At 56.5% G+C, this 14,913-nt stretch carries 18 protein-coding genes and 3 pseudogenes; 8 read left to right on the forward strand and 13 right to left on the reverse strand.

Features of this window, described 5'->3' with window-relative positions; genetic code table 11:
- Positions 1 to 174: 174 nt before the first annotated feature.
- Positions 175 to 987, reverse strand: a complete 813-nt coding sequence (locus tag PSEMO_RS29080; protein WP_075806322.1) for a hypothetical protein — start codon at positions 985 to 987, stop codon at positions 175 to 177.
- Positions 988 to 1,158: 171 nt separating this feature from the next.
- The gene (locus PSEMO_RS29085) at positions 1,159 to 1,728 is read right to left on the reverse strand and encodes a helix-turn-helix domain-containing protein (RefSeq protein WP_218641259.1); all 570 of its coding nucleotides are present in this window, start codon (positions 1,726 to 1,728) and stop codon (positions 1,159 to 1,161) included.
- An 887-nt stretch (positions 1,729 to 2,615) separates the two neighbouring features.
- Here PSEMO_RS29085 and PSEMO_RS29090 point away from each other — a divergent pair.
- Positions 2,616 to 3,236 (forward strand): hypothetical protein, encoded by a 621-nt coding sequence (locus PSEMO_RS29090; RefSeq protein WP_075806323.1) that lies wholly within the window; start codon positions 2,616 to 2,618, stop codon positions 3,234 to 3,236.
- 197 nt (positions 3,237 to 3,433) lie between these two features.
- On the opposite strand, the gene PSEMO_RS29095 is transcribed toward PSEMO_RS29090, so the two are convergent.
- Positions 3,434 to 3,637 carry a hypothetical protein gene (locus PSEMO_RS29095; protein WP_075806324.1) on the reverse strand — a complete coding sequence of 68 codons (204 nt, stop codon included), beginning with the start codon at positions 3,635 to 3,637 and terminating at the stop codon, positions 3,434 to 3,436.
- 177 nt (positions 3,638 to 3,814) lie between these two features.
- On the opposite strand from PSEMO_RS29095, the gene PSEMO_RS29100 reads away from it, so the two are divergent.
- Complete coding sequence (locus PSEMO_RS29100) at positions 3,815 to 4,069, forward strand: hypothetical protein (RefSeq protein WP_075806325.1); 255 nt, start codon at positions 3,815 to 3,817, stop codon at positions 4,067 to 4,069.
- A 330-nt stretch (positions 4,070 to 4,399) separates the two neighbouring features.
- Here PSEMO_RS29100 and PSEMO_RS33315 read toward each other — a convergent pair whose 3' ends face one another.
- A complete protein-coding gene (locus PSEMO_RS33315; protein ID WP_144443645.1) occupies positions 4,400 to 4,717 on the reverse strand; it encodes a hypothetical protein in 318 nt (105 codons plus the stop codon).
- A 411-nt stretch (positions 4,718 to 5,128) separates the two neighbouring features.
- The gene (locus tag PSEMO_RS33640) at positions 5,129 to 5,284 is read right to left on the reverse strand and encodes a hypothetical protein (RefSeq protein ID WP_178392074.1); all 156 of its coding nucleotides are present in this window, start codon (positions 5,282 to 5,284) and stop codon (positions 5,129 to 5,131) included.
- Positions 5,285 to 6,572: 1,288 nt separating this feature from the next.
- Here PSEMO_RS33640 and PSEMO_RS29105 point away from each other — a divergent pair.
- The gene (locus tag PSEMO_RS29105) at positions 6,573 to 6,851 is read left to right on the forward strand and encodes a hypothetical protein (protein ID WP_075806326.1); all 279 of its coding nucleotides are present in this window, start codon (positions 6,573 to 6,575) and stop codon (positions 6,849 to 6,851) included.
- A 163-nt stretch (positions 6,852 to 7,014) separates the two neighbouring features.
- Positions 7,015 to 7,284: pseudogene (locus tag PSEMO_RS29115) on the forward strand (DUF892 family protein); the annotation flags it as partial.
- A 51-nt stretch (positions 7,285 to 7,335) separates the two neighbouring features.
- Here the strand turns inward: PSEMO_RS29115 and PSEMO_RS29120 are convergent.
- Entirely contained in the window at positions 7,336 to 8,211 is an 876-nt protein-coding gene (locus PSEMO_RS29120; RefSeq protein WP_075806327.1) for a manganese catalase family protein, read from the reverse strand.
- 90 nt (positions 8,212 to 8,301) lie between these two features.
- Positions 8,302 to 8,520, reverse strand: a complete 219-nt coding sequence (locus PSEMO_RS29125) for a con-10 family general stress protein (protein ID WP_075806328.1) — start codon at positions 8,518 to 8,520, stop codon at positions 8,302 to 8,304.
- A gap of 390 nt (positions 8,521 to 8,910) precedes the next feature.
- On the opposite strand from PSEMO_RS29125, the gene PSEMO_RS33995 reads away from it, so the two are divergent.
- Positions 8,911 to 9,165, forward strand: coding sequence for a hypothetical protein (locus tag PSEMO_RS33995; RefSeq protein ID WP_256721260.1), 255 nt, complete (start codon positions 8,911 to 8,913; stop codon positions 9,163 to 9,165).
- A gap of 122 nt (positions 9,166 to 9,287) precedes the next feature.
- On the opposite strand, the gene PSEMO_RS29135 is transcribed toward PSEMO_RS33995, so the two are convergent.
- Positions 9,288 to 9,641 (reverse strand): con-10 family general stress protein, encoded by a 354-nt coding sequence (locus PSEMO_RS29135; RefSeq protein WP_075806329.1) that lies wholly within the window; start codon positions 9,639 to 9,641, stop codon positions 9,288 to 9,290.
- 275 nt (positions 9,642 to 9,916) lie between these two features.
- Between PSEMO_RS29135 and PSEMO_RS29140 the strand changes: the two genes are divergently transcribed.
- The gene (locus PSEMO_RS29140) at positions 9,917 to 10,978 is read left to right on the forward strand and encodes a M28 family peptidase (protein ID WP_075806330.1); all 1,062 of its coding nucleotides are present in this window, start codon (positions 9,917 to 9,919) and stop codon (positions 10,976 to 10,978) included.
- A 132-nt stretch (positions 10,979 to 11,110) separates the two neighbouring features.
- On the opposite strand, the gene PSEMO_RS29145 is transcribed toward PSEMO_RS29140, so the two are convergent.
- From PSEMO_RS29145 to PSEMO_RS29160, 4 genes are all read right to left on the reverse strand, one after another.
- Positions 11,111 to 11,554: a DUF421 domain-containing protein gene (locus PSEMO_RS29145; protein WP_075806331.1), complete on the reverse strand. Its 444-nt coding sequence runs from the start codon at positions 11,552 to 11,554 to the stop codon at positions 11,111 to 11,113.
- 9 nt (positions 11,555 to 11,563) lie between these two features.
- On the reverse strand, positions 11,564 to 12,070 hold the full coding sequence (locus PSEMO_RS29150) for a hypothetical protein (RefSeq protein ID WP_075806514.1): 507 nt from the start codon (positions 12,068 to 12,070) through the stop codon (positions 11,564 to 11,566).
- An 11-nt stretch (positions 12,071 to 12,081) separates the two neighbouring features.
- The gene (locus PSEMO_RS29155) at positions 12,082 to 12,585 is read right to left on the reverse strand and encodes a CinA family protein (RefSeq protein WP_075806332.1); all 504 of its coding nucleotides are present in this window, start codon (positions 12,583 to 12,585) and stop codon (positions 12,082 to 12,084) included.
- A 167-nt stretch (positions 12,586 to 12,752) separates the two neighbouring features.
- On the reverse strand, positions 12,753 to 12,929 hold the full coding sequence (locus PSEMO_RS29160) for a DUF3606 domain-containing protein (protein ID WP_075806333.1): 177 nt from the start codon (positions 12,927 to 12,929) through the stop codon (positions 12,753 to 12,755).
- A 51-nt stretch (positions 12,930 to 12,980) separates the two neighbouring features.
- Between PSEMO_RS29160 and PSEMO_RS34000 the strand changes: the two are divergent.
- Positions 12,981 to 13,213, forward strand: a pseudogene (locus PSEMO_RS34000) (cation:proton antiporter); the annotation flags it as partial.
- Here PSEMO_RS34000 and PSEMO_RS29165 read toward each other — a convergent pair.
- A pseudogene (locus PSEMO_RS29165) lies at positions 13,208 to 13,459 on the reverse strand (cation:proton antiporter); the annotation flags it as partial. The pseudogenes PSEMO_RS34000 and PSEMO_RS29165 sit on opposite strands and share 6 nt — an antisense overlap.
- A gap of 270 nt (positions 13,460 to 13,729) precedes the next feature.
- Here PSEMO_RS29165 and PSEMO_RS29170 point away from each other — a divergent pair.
- Positions 13,730 to 14,869 (forward strand): glutathione-independent formaldehyde dehydrogenase, encoded by a 1,140-nt coding sequence (locus PSEMO_RS29170; RefSeq protein WP_075806334.1) that lies wholly within the window; start codon positions 13,730 to 13,732, stop codon positions 14,867 to 14,869.
- The last annotated feature ends 44 nt before the right edge of the window (positions 14,870 to 14,913 follow it).

Genomic DNA, 14,913 nt, shown 5'->3' on the forward strand with positions numbered 1-14,913 from the left:
ACATGGTCTGGCAAAGAGAGCAGGACTCTACCCAGGCGACAGGGCTGATACCCTCTTCTGCGATAGTAAACACATCAAAGAAACCGCCCCCTAGGCGGTTTTTTTGTGCCTGCGATTTGTGGCAACGCTGCCCGGCTTCAGAGCCTGTCCAACCCCCTCTCGCATTGCGGGACGTTACCTCTCCCTCTTCAGCGTTGCGTAGTACGCTGTGATGTCTGCCACAGCGATCGCGTTGAACACCCTACAGGCCCGCTCCTCCCCAACCCGGACTCGTTCAATCGGTTGTGCATCGTGGATGTTGCCCTGGTACCACACAGCGGCACCATAGCGAGTCCTATCCAGAGCCTCTTCCGGCGCCTTTTCCCATTTGTTTCCCATCCATACCCCGGCCACGGGAGCTGCGTCTCCGTAGCCTGCTCGAGCGTTGTCCCTCAGGTACTGAGCAACGTAGTCAGCTGGAACTGTACGAGCCATGTCTATCACGAAGACCGGCTTGCTGTATTCCACACCCTGGTGCGCTAGACACGCAGCCCCTTTTGAAAAGAGTGGCGGCTGCGGTCGATTACCCCTGAAAAGAAGAAATCCAGAGTACTGGTCTGGTCTCACCTCGATGCCGGCAATCTTCTGCTCTTCATAGAAAGCAGTAGCCGTAAGCCTGGGGTCGGCTGAGGCTGACGGCACTTTGAAGGTTATCGAGCGGTTATCCTGGCGGACGATCAAGGAGTCAGCATCAGGAGCTGTCAGTCGTTCAGGTTTTCCAACCAAGACCTCATCCTCGGTGAGGAAAACGCGAGGGCGTTCTGCGAAAGCATCGAAAGGCTGAAAGATATCGTCACCAGGCTTGAAAGGGGTGATGACAGGGCGTCCAGAGCTGACGTTCACCCGCTGCCAGTCTTCTCGGCTGTCCCAGATGCCGTCCTGGGCAAGTACAGAGGTGGTGATTGGCAGGAGCAGCCCAAAAGCGAAGGTTTTAGCGTTGAGCTTCACGGTTACCGTCCTTGGGGAAATGTGGACGGCCATGCTCGGCGGCTCGGAAGGGAAAGGCAATACCAGCTGGAGCCGATATCGATTGCAGGCCTATGGCGCGCCGTGCCGATCGACAAGCTTGTCAGCAGATTGGCCGGCGCGTGGGCGATCTGCTGACAAGCCTCGAAGGTTTTAGAAGCCCAGACCTGTTGCCTCGATCGCAGCCATTTGGGTGCTGCGGAACCATGGGTCAACCGCGAAGCGGAAAGGTGCGGAAGCGGTATTTTCGGCTGCCGAACCGTCCATGTTCCATTGCGGGCCGTTCAGTACGGGCATGTGCCCCCAGCGGTTGGTCGCAGCATTCCGACCACCTGGAGAGCTCCAGTACTCCTGGGCTTCCCGTAGCAGATCATCTTCCCCAGGAGGGAGATCGGTCGTCACAATCGACCACTTTCTCTGCCCAAGGTAGTGGCTATAGCGCTCGGCAGTAGCCATGACTGCCGATGGCCAGACTTGGAAGCCCCGGCACACCCTGATCAGGATCTCCAGCTGCAGTGGGGCTTTCCCAGACTCAATTTTTGTCCATGCACTAGGGGTCTTACCGATCCAATCAGCCACCTGAGCTTGGTGTAAACCTCTCTCCAAGCGCAGTTCGCGCAGAACTACGGTGCAGATGCTTGTGACGGTTGTGACGTTTTCTTTATCGGGATTTGGGTTCATATCGAGGCGCTCTCCAAGCGGTGGGTCGATGCCATCGATCATACGAGATCGCCTCAAAGAAAGGAAGGCCCGTGGGAATGTTTATGTTCCCGTAAGGAACTTCATGGTTCCTGTAAAGGCTTGAGGTATTCGCTACAGTCCTGCAATTTTAAGCATGGCCTAGGCTTTACGCCACATTTTATTGGAGGATTTTGAAAGCTCTACGTAGTCAGTAAACAGAGGCCGAGTCACGAAGGAAAGCCAGCGTAGGTGTAACCCGAGTCGGCGGCATGAGATAGAAAGGCACTGTATAGGAACGAGCGCTACTCCCCTGCGGCCCTGATATCAAGAAATTGCCAGCAGCCTTTTTGGCCCCATGCAACCTCGCTGCGTTGAATGCTTCAGTGCCACACCCACCAGTCATAGCACCAGGCCACCGTACAGATGCGCAGTGATGAGGTCGCTACGTTGCTATTGCCGAGCGACGATCGCTCGCCTGAGCGCAAGCCAGAGGCCACCGGGAGCCGATTCGATACAGCTGGCTGCCTACCTGGATGTCCCTTAGATCACTTCAGCACCAGCTAAGGCTCAAAGCCTTCCGCCCGAACTATTTTTTCTTTGATTTTTTTGGGCACGGAAGGTGTTCGCCAAGCCTCTCTTTGCAAACACTCGGGAGCACACGAGTACGCGAGCACTGGAGAGACCGGAGCACGGGAGTACGCGGCCTGAAAATTTATCCTTTTAAAATCAATAGGTTAGAGTGGTAAATTTAATAGAAATGCGTCAAATGGCCGTCACTCGAATGATCTATGGCGTCTGGATGTACGAATTTCATGGTCTTGAAATACCTATTAAAAACGGTTTAGTCATGCTTAAACGACGCCAATTGACTCATGGCAAATAGCGCCGTTTAGGAGCATATTGTCTCCACGCAAACGAGGAGACCAACAATGTCCAATGTGAAGCAAAGCAAGGCAGTCGCCATGAAAAGGGCGGAAAGGGCACAGGCGGTGATGGATTTGCATTATCCGAACTACGCCCCAGAGTGGCTGTGGATCAGGGGCAAGAACCATGGCTTCAGCACCGTTCCAAGGACTCTTCCAATCGCTATGCAGGCGTTGAATGAACTCCCTGGGCACCCTGCTGGGCACACGCTCTTTTGCCTGTGGGCTCGTTCCCCAGATCACCCGCTGGTGATCATCGAAAGCCAGGCCACCTTCGCTGGCGAGGCAGGGTTCACTGGTACCAGGGCGGTCGACACGTGGCGCCGGCGGATGAAGATTTTGAAAGAGAACTGCTTCATCGATACCAAAAAGGGGACATCTGGTGAGTTCCACTACGTCCTGCTTCTGAATCCAAACGTTGCATTGGAACTGATGCACCGTAGGGGCCTTGTGTCCACTGACGTTTATTCGCGATTCACGGAGCGGTTGTCCGAGATCGGCGGTTATGGCGACGTGACGGGCATTCGCGATTTCTGGGATCGGGAGCTCGCAGCCAAGGCAGCAGCTGAAGAAGCCGCAAAGGCGGAAGACCAAAAGAAAACTGAAGCTAATCCGACCTCGGGTTGAGGTCACTAAACGCGGTCATCTTGGAGGTGTCCGAAAATGTTGAAAATTTTGTCCGATTTATTGCTTGAGGTGCTGATTCAAGTTGGCGCCACTTTGGTACTGCAGTTGATGGAAAAAATAGCTCCAGGGCCTTGGATCAACTTACTGCTGTCGAGTGGGCTCACGTAGTGAGCCCCTAAGGGAAACTAACTTTAAACTCATCCATCACTGTAGTGCGCTTTCAAGGCGCGCCTTCTCATTATCATTTTAACCCATGGATCATAATCAGCCGGAAGCCTTTCCAGTTCGGCCTGGGCTACTGCGCGCTGCTCAGGGGCTGCTAAGGCCTCTTTTATCTTTTGCTCAATCATGGCGACAGCAAGGTTCGGATCATCTTCTTGCGCTCTAAACAGTTGCTGCATTACACCTACAAGGCGTTGACCGTAGAGAGAAATTTCATCAGGAAATATATCTTACAGAACTATCTTTTTTCAAAATGATTAGGGGGTGGAGGGCAGATCGATATCTGAGTGCCATAATTTGCGAGACCATTCTATAGTATAGAATACCCTTCTTTCTCAGGCACACGGAGTACAGCTATGCACGGATTGGAATTATCTGCAGAGGCCCAAGCTCTGGTGCGGCGGTATGCCGATGGCCTGGACTCGGCTGAAGCTGTGGCCTACGAGCTTTGGCGTCAAAAGCTCACGCCTGAAGAGCCAGATCCTAGGGCTGCAGACGTGATCTACTGGTCAAAGGAACTGGAATGGGGCATCCCATCAGAAAGCGCTGAAGAGGCCTGGGCCTCGATGCTGAGGGGTCTTAAACAGCTTCAAAACCCTAACCGTAATTGAGAGCTTGCTGCCACCGGCGCCAGCGCCAGCAAACTCTTCTGTGAGAAGTTAATTTTAATGCTCGTTTGGTGAGTTGACCGTCTTCCGTGACATCGAAACAGTTATGTTAAATACAGGGTGTTTTAGTTGAAACGATTGCAGGAACCGAGGTTGGTTTAATGCACTCGTAAGTAGGAGTATTGGGGGTTGCGATCATAATCGAAGCAAACCAACCCACAAAAAAAGACTTCATGTCAAGTTTTAGCATTTATTTTTTCTCGCTCACAGTAAGGAGTGCGCTCCTCAACTTTTAGGCGAGTGCGCTTGTTAATAATTAAACAATAGTAATACCTAGTCTCTCTCTCTCCGACCATGGAGTGCATCAGCAAATTCCCGAACGAGGCTATTCGGTACCTTTCTGAAATTGCGTACGAATCCTTCGTCTACAACTGCAAAGCAATCATCTAAATCAATAAAAGCAATATTTCGGTTCAGGCATTCATCGACCAGTTCATCAAGAATTGACGTCGTCAGTCGGGCAACACCTAAGAGGTCTTTTAGACCATCACGAGAAATTAGAAATTTCCCGCGAGTTTTACCCCCAAAAGGGGTTTCATAAATTTGTTTTTCAAGTAGCTCTGCTACTTTTGGGATGGCGCGAAACAGCATATTTCACCCGGGGAAGAAGACGTCTTCTAGGCGTAACTCTACACACCCAAGAGATGCTTTCCAAGCCCCTATGAGGTGTTTTTTTTCATCTATAAGGGGTGTTTTCCGATCTTTCTGGTGGCACTGAATCGCCACACCAACGCCACACCATAGCCATTTCAAAGCCACCGAAATACCCGGGGCGACCTCGCACCTTCCCAGATGTACATGCTAGGCCTTTATTTTCGTTGCCATCAAGGTTGCCCAACCGGCGTAGCCGGTTGGCGCGCCAGCGCCAGCAGCTGCTCGATCGTTATCGTTATTTCGGCGCCAGCCGCTGAGCCCGGGAGAGGTGTGGGTGTTGCCGGCGCCAGCCGGCGCTGCGTGCTTGTGCTGCGTGCCCTTCCTGGTGCTACGGCGCCGATGGTGCTGCTACCCGATGGCCTGGCCATCTTTCACCGCTGAGGCGCAGATTGCTGCGTATTCCTGCTTGGGTACCGAGGGTGGATTCGGCGGAGGAGTGAGTGTGACGATCAGCGAGATGGTGGTCACTGCGAGTATGAGCAGTTGAATGATGCGGTCGAACATAGGGTGGCTCTCCTGGGCCTTTTGATTTCTGCCAGCGTGCCGTCACGACGGTTTCGAAGTCCTCTTGTGGGTTTGCCGCCCTCAAGTCCTGGGCGTCACGACGCTGGCCAGGTCAATCATCACCCGCTCCGAGCTCACCGATTTCTGGAGGTTTCCCATTTACCGGCGCCGATCGTAGCCATGCCCCATTTTGACCTGGTCACCTGCAGGCGGCGCGCCGGCGCCAGCATCAACCTGGTCGAACTGCAACAGCTCCTCGAACACTTCGACCATGTGGCGCGCCAGCGCCAACCCGGGCCAACTTGGGGGCCCGACAGGGCCTGCAGCTGTGTCGTTCTGGGCTATCACCAGGTGCAGTTGGTAAAGCGTACTGCAGACGCATCCTGGGCCGCGATGGGAGGTGCTGCAGCTTGCCGCTGCAGTATCGGCAGTCGTGATGTTTGTTTTGTGTCTGCGACTTTCACTAGCTGAAGCATAGTGCTTCCGAGATTTTAACATACGACCAAAAGCGGACTTTTTCTATTGTGACTAAGGTGGGCAGATTTTCCTAATTAATGGAAAATAAATCTGTAGCCGTTTCGTCTCTTTGCTCTATAGCTGACATCCACAAGAATTTCTTTGGGTGGCTTCGACGAATGGGTGACAGAGCCCATTGGCCTTTCCATTATGCTGCTAGAGCTATTTTCTCACAGACATTCGTGACCCAGAGATAGCCTGAGGATAATTTTAGAGATAAAGAGCTCTCGCTCAGAGAATAATAGTCATTAAATTCATAGTATTATGTGGTGATACGATTCCTGTCTCCGCACCAGAAAAATCAAGGCTTGCAGTGATGCAGGCCTTTTTTGTTTTTCCGCCGGACTAGCTTGGGCTAGCAGGAAGTGGGATTCCATCGCTGTGGAAATATTGCAATTTCTGCGAAATATGCATCCACTCCTGGAAGATGTTGAAGCACTACAAAACTTTCTTGTCTCGGAAGCAACCGGCGGGAACGAGGACGGTTCGGCGTATACCTTGCTACGATGAACCTTTCTGTTCACTGATCCAGAGTACCGGGGCGCTCTCCGCCTTGGTGTGCATCGAATGATTGTGGGCGTTTTGCTACCGCCGCCATAGTTCTGTAGTCCCCTGTAACCCGTTTCAGAGAAGCCGCAGGTCAACTATGACGGCGTATCCAGCGAGAGGCGTAGCTGTATCGGTGCGACGGGCAGTGTGAGACCGTTCATACTGTTTTCTTGAACCCCATTTCCTTGCCGACACTCCACCGCCTAAATCGAGGAGTGCAGCGATGAATGCGATCGAGAACCCTTGGTGGATGCATGTAGTCGGAACCGAAGCGATGGATAGTTGGTTTTCCATCTATGACGATCATCGGTTGCGTCGGGACTATCCCAGTCATTATCACGACGAATTGCTGAGACGCGCAGACGAGATGGACCGCCAGAAGCTGATTGATTGGCGGCAGTGGAGAGATCTGCGAATCCTGGCGGATCGGAGCTATCTGGAAGCCGTGGCAGGCGCCGAATTCGCAGCGCCTGCCACCGAGGCTCATGGCTGCCGGAAATGACCGGGGGTGGTGCCCGGTTCATGGTCGTGTTCGAGGCGTTGCACCTGTACGTCGCTGAAGGAGGAAGCGGTGTCGGGCATGAGAGTTCGCAAGTGGGCGTCGGCTTGCTCCGGGGTCAGCGTTTCCTCATCGCTGTAGAGCTCGCAGGAACCGGGCTGATTTTTTTGGTCAGGCGCTGGGTGGCATGACGATGACCGACGAGGTCGTGAAGGGCGCCATGGCCGGGTATGTCTTCGAGAATCTGGAAATCGCCACCTACACGGTACTGATTGAAGCGGCAGAGGTAGCAGGGGAGCTCGAGACTGTGGAAGTCTGCCGGTCCATTATCAAGGAAGAGGTTGCCATGGCTGAATGGCTGAAAGAGCATCTGCCGGAAGTAACCCGAGCCTTCCTCGAACGCTCGGCTGACCCTGGTGCAGTGGCAAAGCGCTGAGCGAGGGGTAAGCGAAGCCGCACCGGACAAGGTGCCCCGTGCGGCTTTCTCCTACGCGTCGGTGTCGTTGACCTTGCCCAGGTCAGCCGCAGTGATGGGTTGTGCATCGGGATTGGACTGGGTCCTGAGTTTCATGGCTTCGAGGGTGCTTGCAGAGAAAGCATCCAACTGCACGGAAGCCGATCCGTCGCCGCCATCCACGGCCGGCTGTGGGTTCTCGACATAGACCCAGTCTTCGCCTTCGTTCCATGGACCGCGTATTTCACTGCCACTGGACAGGTTGAAGTAGGTCTGGTTGAACGTCGGGTCTCCAGGCAGCTTGCCTTGCGGGAAGTTAGGCTGGATCGAATGCAACGCTTTCTCGAACGCTTGCTGGTGGGCTATTTCCCGGCTCATGAGGAAGCCCAGCGCGTCCTTGATGCCTGGGTCATCGGTGAGGTTGATCAGACGCTCGTAGACGATCTTGGCCCGGGCCTCGGCGGCGATGTTCGAGCGCAGGTCTGCGGTCGGTTCACCGATTGTGTCGATATAGGCGGCCGTCCAGGGTACACCGCCTGAATTCACCAGCGGAGCGCCGGCTCCGTACAAAAGGCTGGTGATATGGGAGTCGTTGCCCGCCCCGGTCAGTGACCGATACAGTTCGCCCTCCGCTTCCACGCCTTCCGCCATGCGGCCCTTGGCGCCCTTGTTGAGCATCACCACGATGGAGCCGATCACTTCCAGATGACTCAATTCTTCGGTGGCGATATCGAACAGCATGTCTTTGCGACCTGGGTCATCCTCGCTGACGGCTTGGGTGAAATAGCGCATAGCCGCTGCCAGTTCGCCCTGAGGGCCACCAAATTGTTCCAACAGGAGGTTGGCCAGGGCCGGATCGGGCGCGGAGACGCGCACGGTGTACTGCAATCGCTTGTTGTGCATGAACATGGGATTTTCCTCGACAGGCAGCCGGGGCGGTTGCCGCCCCGGCAGGAGTGCACGGTTTGCTAGTGATCATCACTGCATCTGACGGATCGGTCAGCGATTCTTGTCATCGCCGTTGCGCCCCCCACCGTGACTATGTTGGCCACCAACCCGGCCGGCCTCGGAAGCTCTTTCTCGATCGTTCTTGAAGTTGCCGCCAGAAGCCCGGCCTCCCTTCTGTCCCGCTTCCGATGCGCGTTTTGGGTCGTTTGCAAAGTTGCCTGAATTGGCATTGCCGCTTTGCTTGCCGCCTTTATTCTGATTGTCAGCCATGATTATTCACCTTTATCTAAAACACAGGTTGTTCTGTGTTTAATAAAGACTTGGGTGAGGCGGTAGGTTTAACAATTTATTTTCAATTCGGCGATGAGATGTCTTAATGATGATGAGTCGAACTACTTGCGCTCAATAAATCTGGCTGGCTGTTATGTAGGGGTGCATAAGCCGATCAAATAGTTGTACGGGTTTCAGAAAACCCTATGCAAGTCGGATGTACTTGTACAGGTTATAGGGCCAGTGGTCTGAATCAAGGAAGTTTTTTTGCTGTCATCACGCTCGGGACCGAATCACCGCGTAGAGTATTCGATGGGTTTTGAATAACCGGCTCAGGAGAGCGCAATGAGAATTCGTGGAGAGGTATTTTAGGCATGGGCAGATGACGGCTTGCATCACCGTACCTATGACGAAATCCAAGATAACGGGATCAGCATTAACGTTCAGGTCAGGTTGTCTCGTACAGGGAATACGCAACTATTTATTGGTGTCTATGCGGCAGATGGGCACATCCTACATGAAGAAATGTTCGATTCGCGTCCTGGCGAGTCCATGTCTAAGGCGTTGGCTAATGGGGTGTTGGAGGCAAGGCAGTGGCAAACGGATAGGACGGCTAGTGATGGTATTAAGCAAAGTTTAAATTAACGTTCTTCACCAGCGTCATCGAGCACGTTCCTGTCTGATAGGCATTCCCCAGCATTCGAGAGGTAGAACCGCCTTTTCATTGAGGGCACCAGGGCGAAATCGCCCTGGTACGCAGTGGTTGTTTAACGATTGTCGTCACGTTGACGGCCGCCGCCATGGCTGTGTTGCCCACCTACGCGACCGGCTTCCGAAGCGCGCTCTGGGTCGTTGGCAAAATTACCGCCTGAAGCCTGCCCCCCCTTCTGGCCGGCTTCTGCGGCGCGCTCTGGATCGTTCTTGAAGTTACCGCCAGATGCTTGCCCTCCTTTTTGACCTGCTTCCGAGGCGCGCTGTGGGTCGTTGGCGAAGTTGCCTCCCGAAGCCTGCCCGCCCTTGCGGCCGGCCTCCGAGGCCTTCTCCCGATCATTCGCGAAATTGCCGGGGTTGGATTGTGCGGTACCACCTTGTTGGCCACGGTCGTCTTGATTGTTTGCCATGATCTTTCACCTCACGTTTTCGGTTCGACACAGGAAGGTCTGTGTTCATGTAGGACGCTTGAACAATGCTCGATCATTCCTTCGATTTGCCTGGCTTCGGATAAGGTGCGTGAAAGACTTTTCCTGCAGACATATCGCGCACGAATACCTGGGCTGCCTGAGGGGTGCCTATCTGATCTGTACGGCACGCCAATTTTGGACCTGATCTTTCATTCGGCCGAACAGCGCGGCACTGGAGGTGGTCTACCTGCGTTGTGACGTACAGAGGAAAAACCATGGACCTGGAAACCCTGCTGAAAGAACTGCTGCTTGCCCGAGGCCCTGGTGGACAGGAGGATGAGGTTAGGACGGTCTGTCAGCGCGAGCTGTCTCGCTGGTGCGATTCAACGCAGACTGACAAGGCGGGCAATCTGCTCGGGCTGATTCGCGCACAGGACAAAGGCGATCCCGAGACCTCCATTCGGGTAATGGCCCATCTCGACGAAATCGCCATGATCGTCAAGAAGGTCAGGCCCGATGGCAATCTGGATGTCGTGGCCCTCGGAGGCGCCAAGCCCGTTTCGTTCGGTGTTTGCCCGGTCGATATTCTTGCAGGCGAAACTGTCCTGCCGGGCGTGCTTTCCTATGGTTCGATGCACAACAGTGGCAGCAGTGCCAGTGGCCGGGATGTGCTCGCGGGCGATGTGCAATGGGGTGATGTGTACGTGGTTACCCGAAAGCCCAAGCAGGCACTGGAACAGGCTGGCGTCCGACCTGGCACCAGGGTGGTCCTCAGCCAGCATTGGCGCAGGCCTTTCAGGATTCAGGACTGCATTGCGGCGCACTTTCTCGACGATCGCGCCCCGCTTGTCGCGGTTATCGAAGCGGCCAGGCTTCTACAGCTGCGGCGCGAGCAATTGAGGCAGGATGTCTGGTTCGTCTGCACCACGCTGGAGGAAGAGTCCAACGCAGGCGCTCTGTACGCCGCCTCCAGGTTGCCAGGCGAGACCACCATTGCCGTGGAGGTTGGTCCGGTGCTGGAGGAGTACGGAACCATCCTGTCGGCCGACCCCATCATCAACACCGGCGACCAGAAAGGCTATTACAGCCGGCCCGTCGTGCAGGCTCTGATCGCTGCCACAGCGCGTGCTGGATATAACCCGCAGTCGGCCTTACTGGTGGATTTTGCTTCCGATGCCAGCGCCGTCCTGAGCGCAGGCATCGATGCACAGGCCGGCTGTGTTGCCATACCGACCGAGAACACGCACGGTTTCGAGATGGTGCTAGTGGAGGGTATCTCAGCTTGTGCTGCTACGCTGGTGGAGTATTTGGTTCAGCCTGTAGCCGACTTCCACTGACAGCTGAGTCGGCCACCTTGGTGATTTGTTCAAAAGGGAAGAGAGAGTGACGACCGAGAACTCTGGTATCGCACTGGTCGGTTGCATGAGTGAAGGCGGCCCGGCCGATCATGTCGGGCTACGCTAGCCAGGTCACTCCTCGGGAATAATCGATATCTTCCCGTTTCGTTCGACGATCGCGAACTTGATTTGCTCCACTCTCTCTACACCTTGGCTGTTGCGTGCCGACTCCAGGATGTCGTCCTCGGTCAGCCGCGCCCGGCGCATCCGCTCGTGAAGAAAGCGCCCCCGTTCCACCACGAGGGTGGCGTGGCCATCGAGAAAGCGGGCGAGTGGCCGAGAGTTTAGCTTCGCCAGCGACAGGCCGACGTCCAGGACGATCAGCGTGGCGATCACCAACATCGCGTTGGTAAAGGAGAAGTCCTCCCCGAGCAGGGCCTGCTGGGTGGCCTCGCCAATGATCAGCAGCAACACGAAGTCGAACGTGGTCAGGTCCGCCAATGAGCGTCTGCCGGCGATCCGGAACAGGATCATCAGGGCGATATACATGCCTGCGGCTCGGAGGATCGAGTCCATGAAACGCTCCTAGGGAAACAGGAAGGTTGAGAAACTGACAGAGGTGCCGGGACCTGCCTCTACCAGCCCCTGCAGCGTGCCGACGTACTCCGAGCGAACAGTCAGGTACAAGGTGGCGACGCCGTCTTCACTCGTGCCCAGTTGGAGTAGCAGCGCCTGGCCCCGCGACATCGAGCTTTGCGGTTCGGGCTGCATCGTCTCGATGCTGGCCTCACGCAGCAGCGTGCCGTCCAGGACCAATGTCACAGGCTTTCCCGCCGCGCCTCGCACCGTGATCCGCAGATCGTCCACCGTGCCGCTGCGGCTCAAGCGCTGGTACTGCACGCGAAGGTTGCCGTCAGCGCTGACCGCTTCGGCATTGCTCAGCGGCCCGTTGCCGAGTACGCCGGCGAGCGCCAGGAGCACGATAAGGACCAAGGCGTACCAGCCGATGCGTTCGAAGGTCCAGACACGCTGCTGCATCCGCATGTCCTCGTGGACCGGAAACTGCCGCGAGTGCAACTCTTCTTCCTTCATCATCAATGCCCTCAGGCCCGCTCACCCCGCAGCCAACGCCGGTGGTAATGAGGCATCTGGGTCAGGCCGTAGAGCGCCGCTTCCCGCATCACCTCGCTGCGCTCGCCAAAGAAGCGCTGGCAGCGGGTAAAGACCGCTGGTGGTTCCCCGGCAAAGGCCCAGGCAAAGCACAGTGTGCCCGGAGCAATACCACCTTCAGGGTCAGGGCCAGCTACGCCAGTAGTGGCGATGGCAATATCTGCCTTGCTGTCCTTTAGCGCACCAATTGCCATTTCCCACGCGACGGCCTCGCTGGTGAGGCCATATCGTTCGATCGTCTCGGGAGTGACACCGAGCAGCCGTTGTTTGGCTTGAGGGGAATAAACCACGTACCCGCTTTCCACCACCTCACCAGTGCCAGGCACCGTGGCCAGCAGCGAGATCATGTAGCCCGCCGTGCAGGACTCGGCAGTGGTCAGCAGCAGGTCATGTTGTTTGCAGTACGCCAGTACGTCCGCAACCGGATCCTCACGCATCGCTCTAGCCCGCCTCGTTGTTTCTGGGTTGACGGTCCTCCGGAACGATTGGTTCAGCAGGGATCGCGAACGGTCGGGAATCACGTGCTTGCAACGCGATTTGTGCGAATTGCCCCCACCCCGCCAGGTGATGGCGGGATGAAGGCCTGTGATGCTCAGCCAGCTGCCTACTTGCCGAGCTTCTTCTGGACAGCGTCAGCGCTGGAGCCCACCGCCTTGACCGCGTCGCGAAGCTGTTGTTCGGTAACGCCGAATTTCTTGGTCCAGTACTGGACCTCCCACGATTCCGACAGGTTGATGCGAGACCGGTCTTGCGGTCCCCGGTTGGTAAGATCGTCAGCCATATTCCCTTGTCCTCGTTGATGCCTGACCTGCTCAGGCTCCAAAAAATATAGACCAGCGATGTGTTGCCGCTGGGTCTCGGAATAGGCTTGGGCCCTGCGGGGCTCGGCCTGCTGCAGCTACCCATTTCTTCCGCCAAGGGCTGGATGAGCACCTGACCGAGGCGGCAGTGCTGTTCTCGCGCTTCGTCAGCGGCCTGAAGCTGCGCCTGCCGCTACGCCACCAGCGCTGGAAAATTGCTTTCCTGCTGGCCGGTCCGGTGATGCTCCTGTGCATCGGCGGCGTGAACCGCCCATAGCACGCTCCCCGTCAGCCAGCCGTTGAGACTTTGGCCGATATCCGCAGTGTGCTGCATCAGTAGCAGGCCGAGCAGCACGAACGGAAAGGCTACGCCGTCGTTGAGGCCGGCCTCGCCGGACAAGCCGAATCGCACGGCATCGTAGTCCTGCGCATCACTGACCTGGACCAGGGTGGCGAGCACCGGGTCGGTGGGAGCCAGGATGGCGCCGATCAGCACGGAAACACCCCAGGTTCATGCCGTAGTGCAGGAGCAGGCCGGCGACGTGATCATCAACCTCACCGTCTCGGTAGTGGCCTTGGGCATCCTGCTGCATGGAGTGACGACGCAGCCCCTACTGGCACGGTATCGACGGTAGACAATTGGCGGACAAAATTTCCCACCGTCATTGATTAGCACCTTTGGTCCTTCCTTCGCGTCGCGCTTGGGAACGCCGCCCCTTTTCCCGCTACCTGATCAGAACAGGGTGTGAATCGCGCTCGCCCTTTAAATCGGGAGTCCAAGATGAAAGCTATCGTGTACAACGGTCCGCGCAACGTCGCAGTGAAAGACGTACCGGACGCCAGAATCGAGAAGCCCACCGATGTCCTCGTGCGCATCACCACCACCAACATCTGTGGTTCGGACCTCCACATGTATGAAGGTCGCACCTCATTCGAGGCCGGTCGGGTCTTCGGGCACGAGAACCTGGGCGAGGTCATCGAGGTGGGGCTCGGCGTCGATCGGGTGAAGGTGGGCGATCGGGTCTGCCTGCCGTTCAACATCGGCTGCGGTTTCTGCGACAACTGCGAAAAAGGCCTGACCGGCTTCTGTCTGACCGCCAATCCCGGCTCGGCTGGTGCTGCGTATGGATTCGCCGAGATGGGACCGTACCAGGGGGGGCAGGCGGAGCTGCTTCGGGTACCCTACGCGGACTTCAACTGCCTGGTCCTGCCGGAAGATGCCCAGGAGCGAGAAGATGACTACGTCATGCTTTCGGACATCTTCCCGACGGGTTGGCACGCCACCGAACTGGCCGGCCTGCTACCGGGCGAAAGCATCGCCATCTATGGCGCGGGGCCCGTTGGCCTGATGGCAGCCCACTCGGCCATGATCAAGGGCGCTTCCCAGGTGTTCGTCATCGATAACCAGCCCGATCGGCTGAAGCTGGCCGCGCAGATGGGAGCAACGCCGATCAACTCGGTTGAGCAAAAAGCCGTCGAGCAGATCCTGAATCTGACCCACGGCAAGGGAACGGACCGAGGCTGCGAATGCGTGGGGTATCAGTGCTGCGATCGCCATGGCCACGAGGCCAACTACCTCACCATGAACAACCTGGTGGCCTCGACGAAGGCGACCGGCGGCATCGGCGTGGTTGGCGTGTTCGTCCCGCAGGATCCAGGTGCCAAGAACGAGCTAGCCAAGGAAGGCAAGATGGCCTTCGACTTCGGTGCGTTCTGGTTCAAAGGGCAGCAGATCCGCACGGGGCAGGCCAACGTCAAAGCCTACAACCGCCGGCTCGCCGAACTGATCCACCATGGTCGCGCCACACCGTCGCAGATCATTTCCCACCGCCTGAAGCTCGCCGAAGGGCCTGAGGCCTACAAGCACTTCGATGCGCGCGATGATGGGTGGACGAAGGTCGTTCTCAAACCAGCCGCTTAGACCGCTGGACCTTGGCGCAGAGGCCGGGCGCGGCCTCTGCGCCA

Origin of the sequence: Pseudomonas putida, from assembly GCF_001941965.1 — a bacterium.
In the GTDB taxonomy this organism is placed as follows: domain Bacteria; phylum Pseudomonadota; class Gammaproteobacteria; order Pseudomonadales; family Pseudomonadaceae; genus Aquipseudomonas; species Aquipseudomonas putida_L.

Coding starts and splice junctions, on each gene's coding strand:
- PSEMO_RS29085 (WP_218641259.1), bottom strand. CDS start 1,728: ATGATCGATGGCATCGACCCACCGCTTGGAGAGCGCCTCGATATGAAC.
- PSEMO_RS29090 (WP_075806323.1), top strand. CDS start 2,616: ATGTCCAATGTGAAGCAAAGCAAGGCAGTCGCCATGAAAAGGGCGGAA.
- PSEMO_RS29095 (WP_075806324.1), bottom strand. CDS start 3,637: ATGCAGCAACTGTTTAGAGCGCAAGAAGATGATCCGAACCTTGCTGTC.
- PSEMO_RS29100 (WP_075806325.1), top strand. CDS start 3,815: ATGCACGGATTGGAATTATCTGCAGAGGCCCAAGCTCTGGTGCGGCGG.
- PSEMO_RS33315 (WP_144443645.1), bottom strand. CDS start 4,717: ATGCTGTTTCGCGCCATCCCAAAAGTAGCAGAGCTACTTGAAAAACAA.
- PSEMO_RS33640 (WP_178392074.1), bottom strand. CDS start 5,284: ATGTTCGACCGCATCATTCAACTGCTCATACTCGCAGTGACCACCATC.
- PSEMO_RS29105 (WP_075806326.1), top strand. CDS start 6,573: ATGAATGCGATCGAGAACCCTTGGTGGATGCATGTAGTCGGAACCGAA.
- PSEMO_RS29120 (WP_075806327.1), bottom strand. CDS start 8,211: ATGTTCATGCACAACAAGCGATTGCAGTACACCGTGCGCGTCTCCGCG.
- PSEMO_RS29125 (WP_075806328.1), bottom strand. CDS start 8,520: ATGGCTGACAATCAGAATAAAGGCGGCAAGCAAAGCGGCAATGCCAAT.
- PSEMO_RS29135 (WP_075806329.1), bottom strand. CDS start 9,641: ATGGCAAACAATCAAGACGACCGTGGCCAACAAGGTGGTACCGCACAA.
- PSEMO_RS29140 (WP_075806330.1), top strand. CDS start 9,917: ATGGACCTGGAAACCCTGCTGAAAGAACTGCTGCTTGCCCGAGGCCCT.
- PSEMO_RS29145 (WP_075806331.1), bottom strand. CDS start 11,554: ATGGACTCGATCCTCCGAGCCGCAGGCATGTATATCGCCCTGATGATC.
- PSEMO_RS29150 (WP_075806514.1), bottom strand. CDS start 12,070: ATGAAGGAAGAAGAGTTGCACTCGCGGCAGTTTCCGGTCCACGAGGAC.
- PSEMO_RS29155 (WP_075806332.1), bottom strand. CDS start 12,585: ATGCGTGAGGATCCGGTTGCGGACGTACTGGCGTACTGCAAACAACAT.
- PSEMO_RS29160 (WP_075806333.1), bottom strand. CDS start 12,929: ATGGCTGACGATCTTACCAACCGGGGACCGCAAGACCGGTCTCGCATC.
- PSEMO_RS29170 (WP_075806334.1), top strand. CDS start 13,730: ATGAAAGCTATCGTGTACAACGGTCCGCGCAACGTCGCAGTGAAAGAC.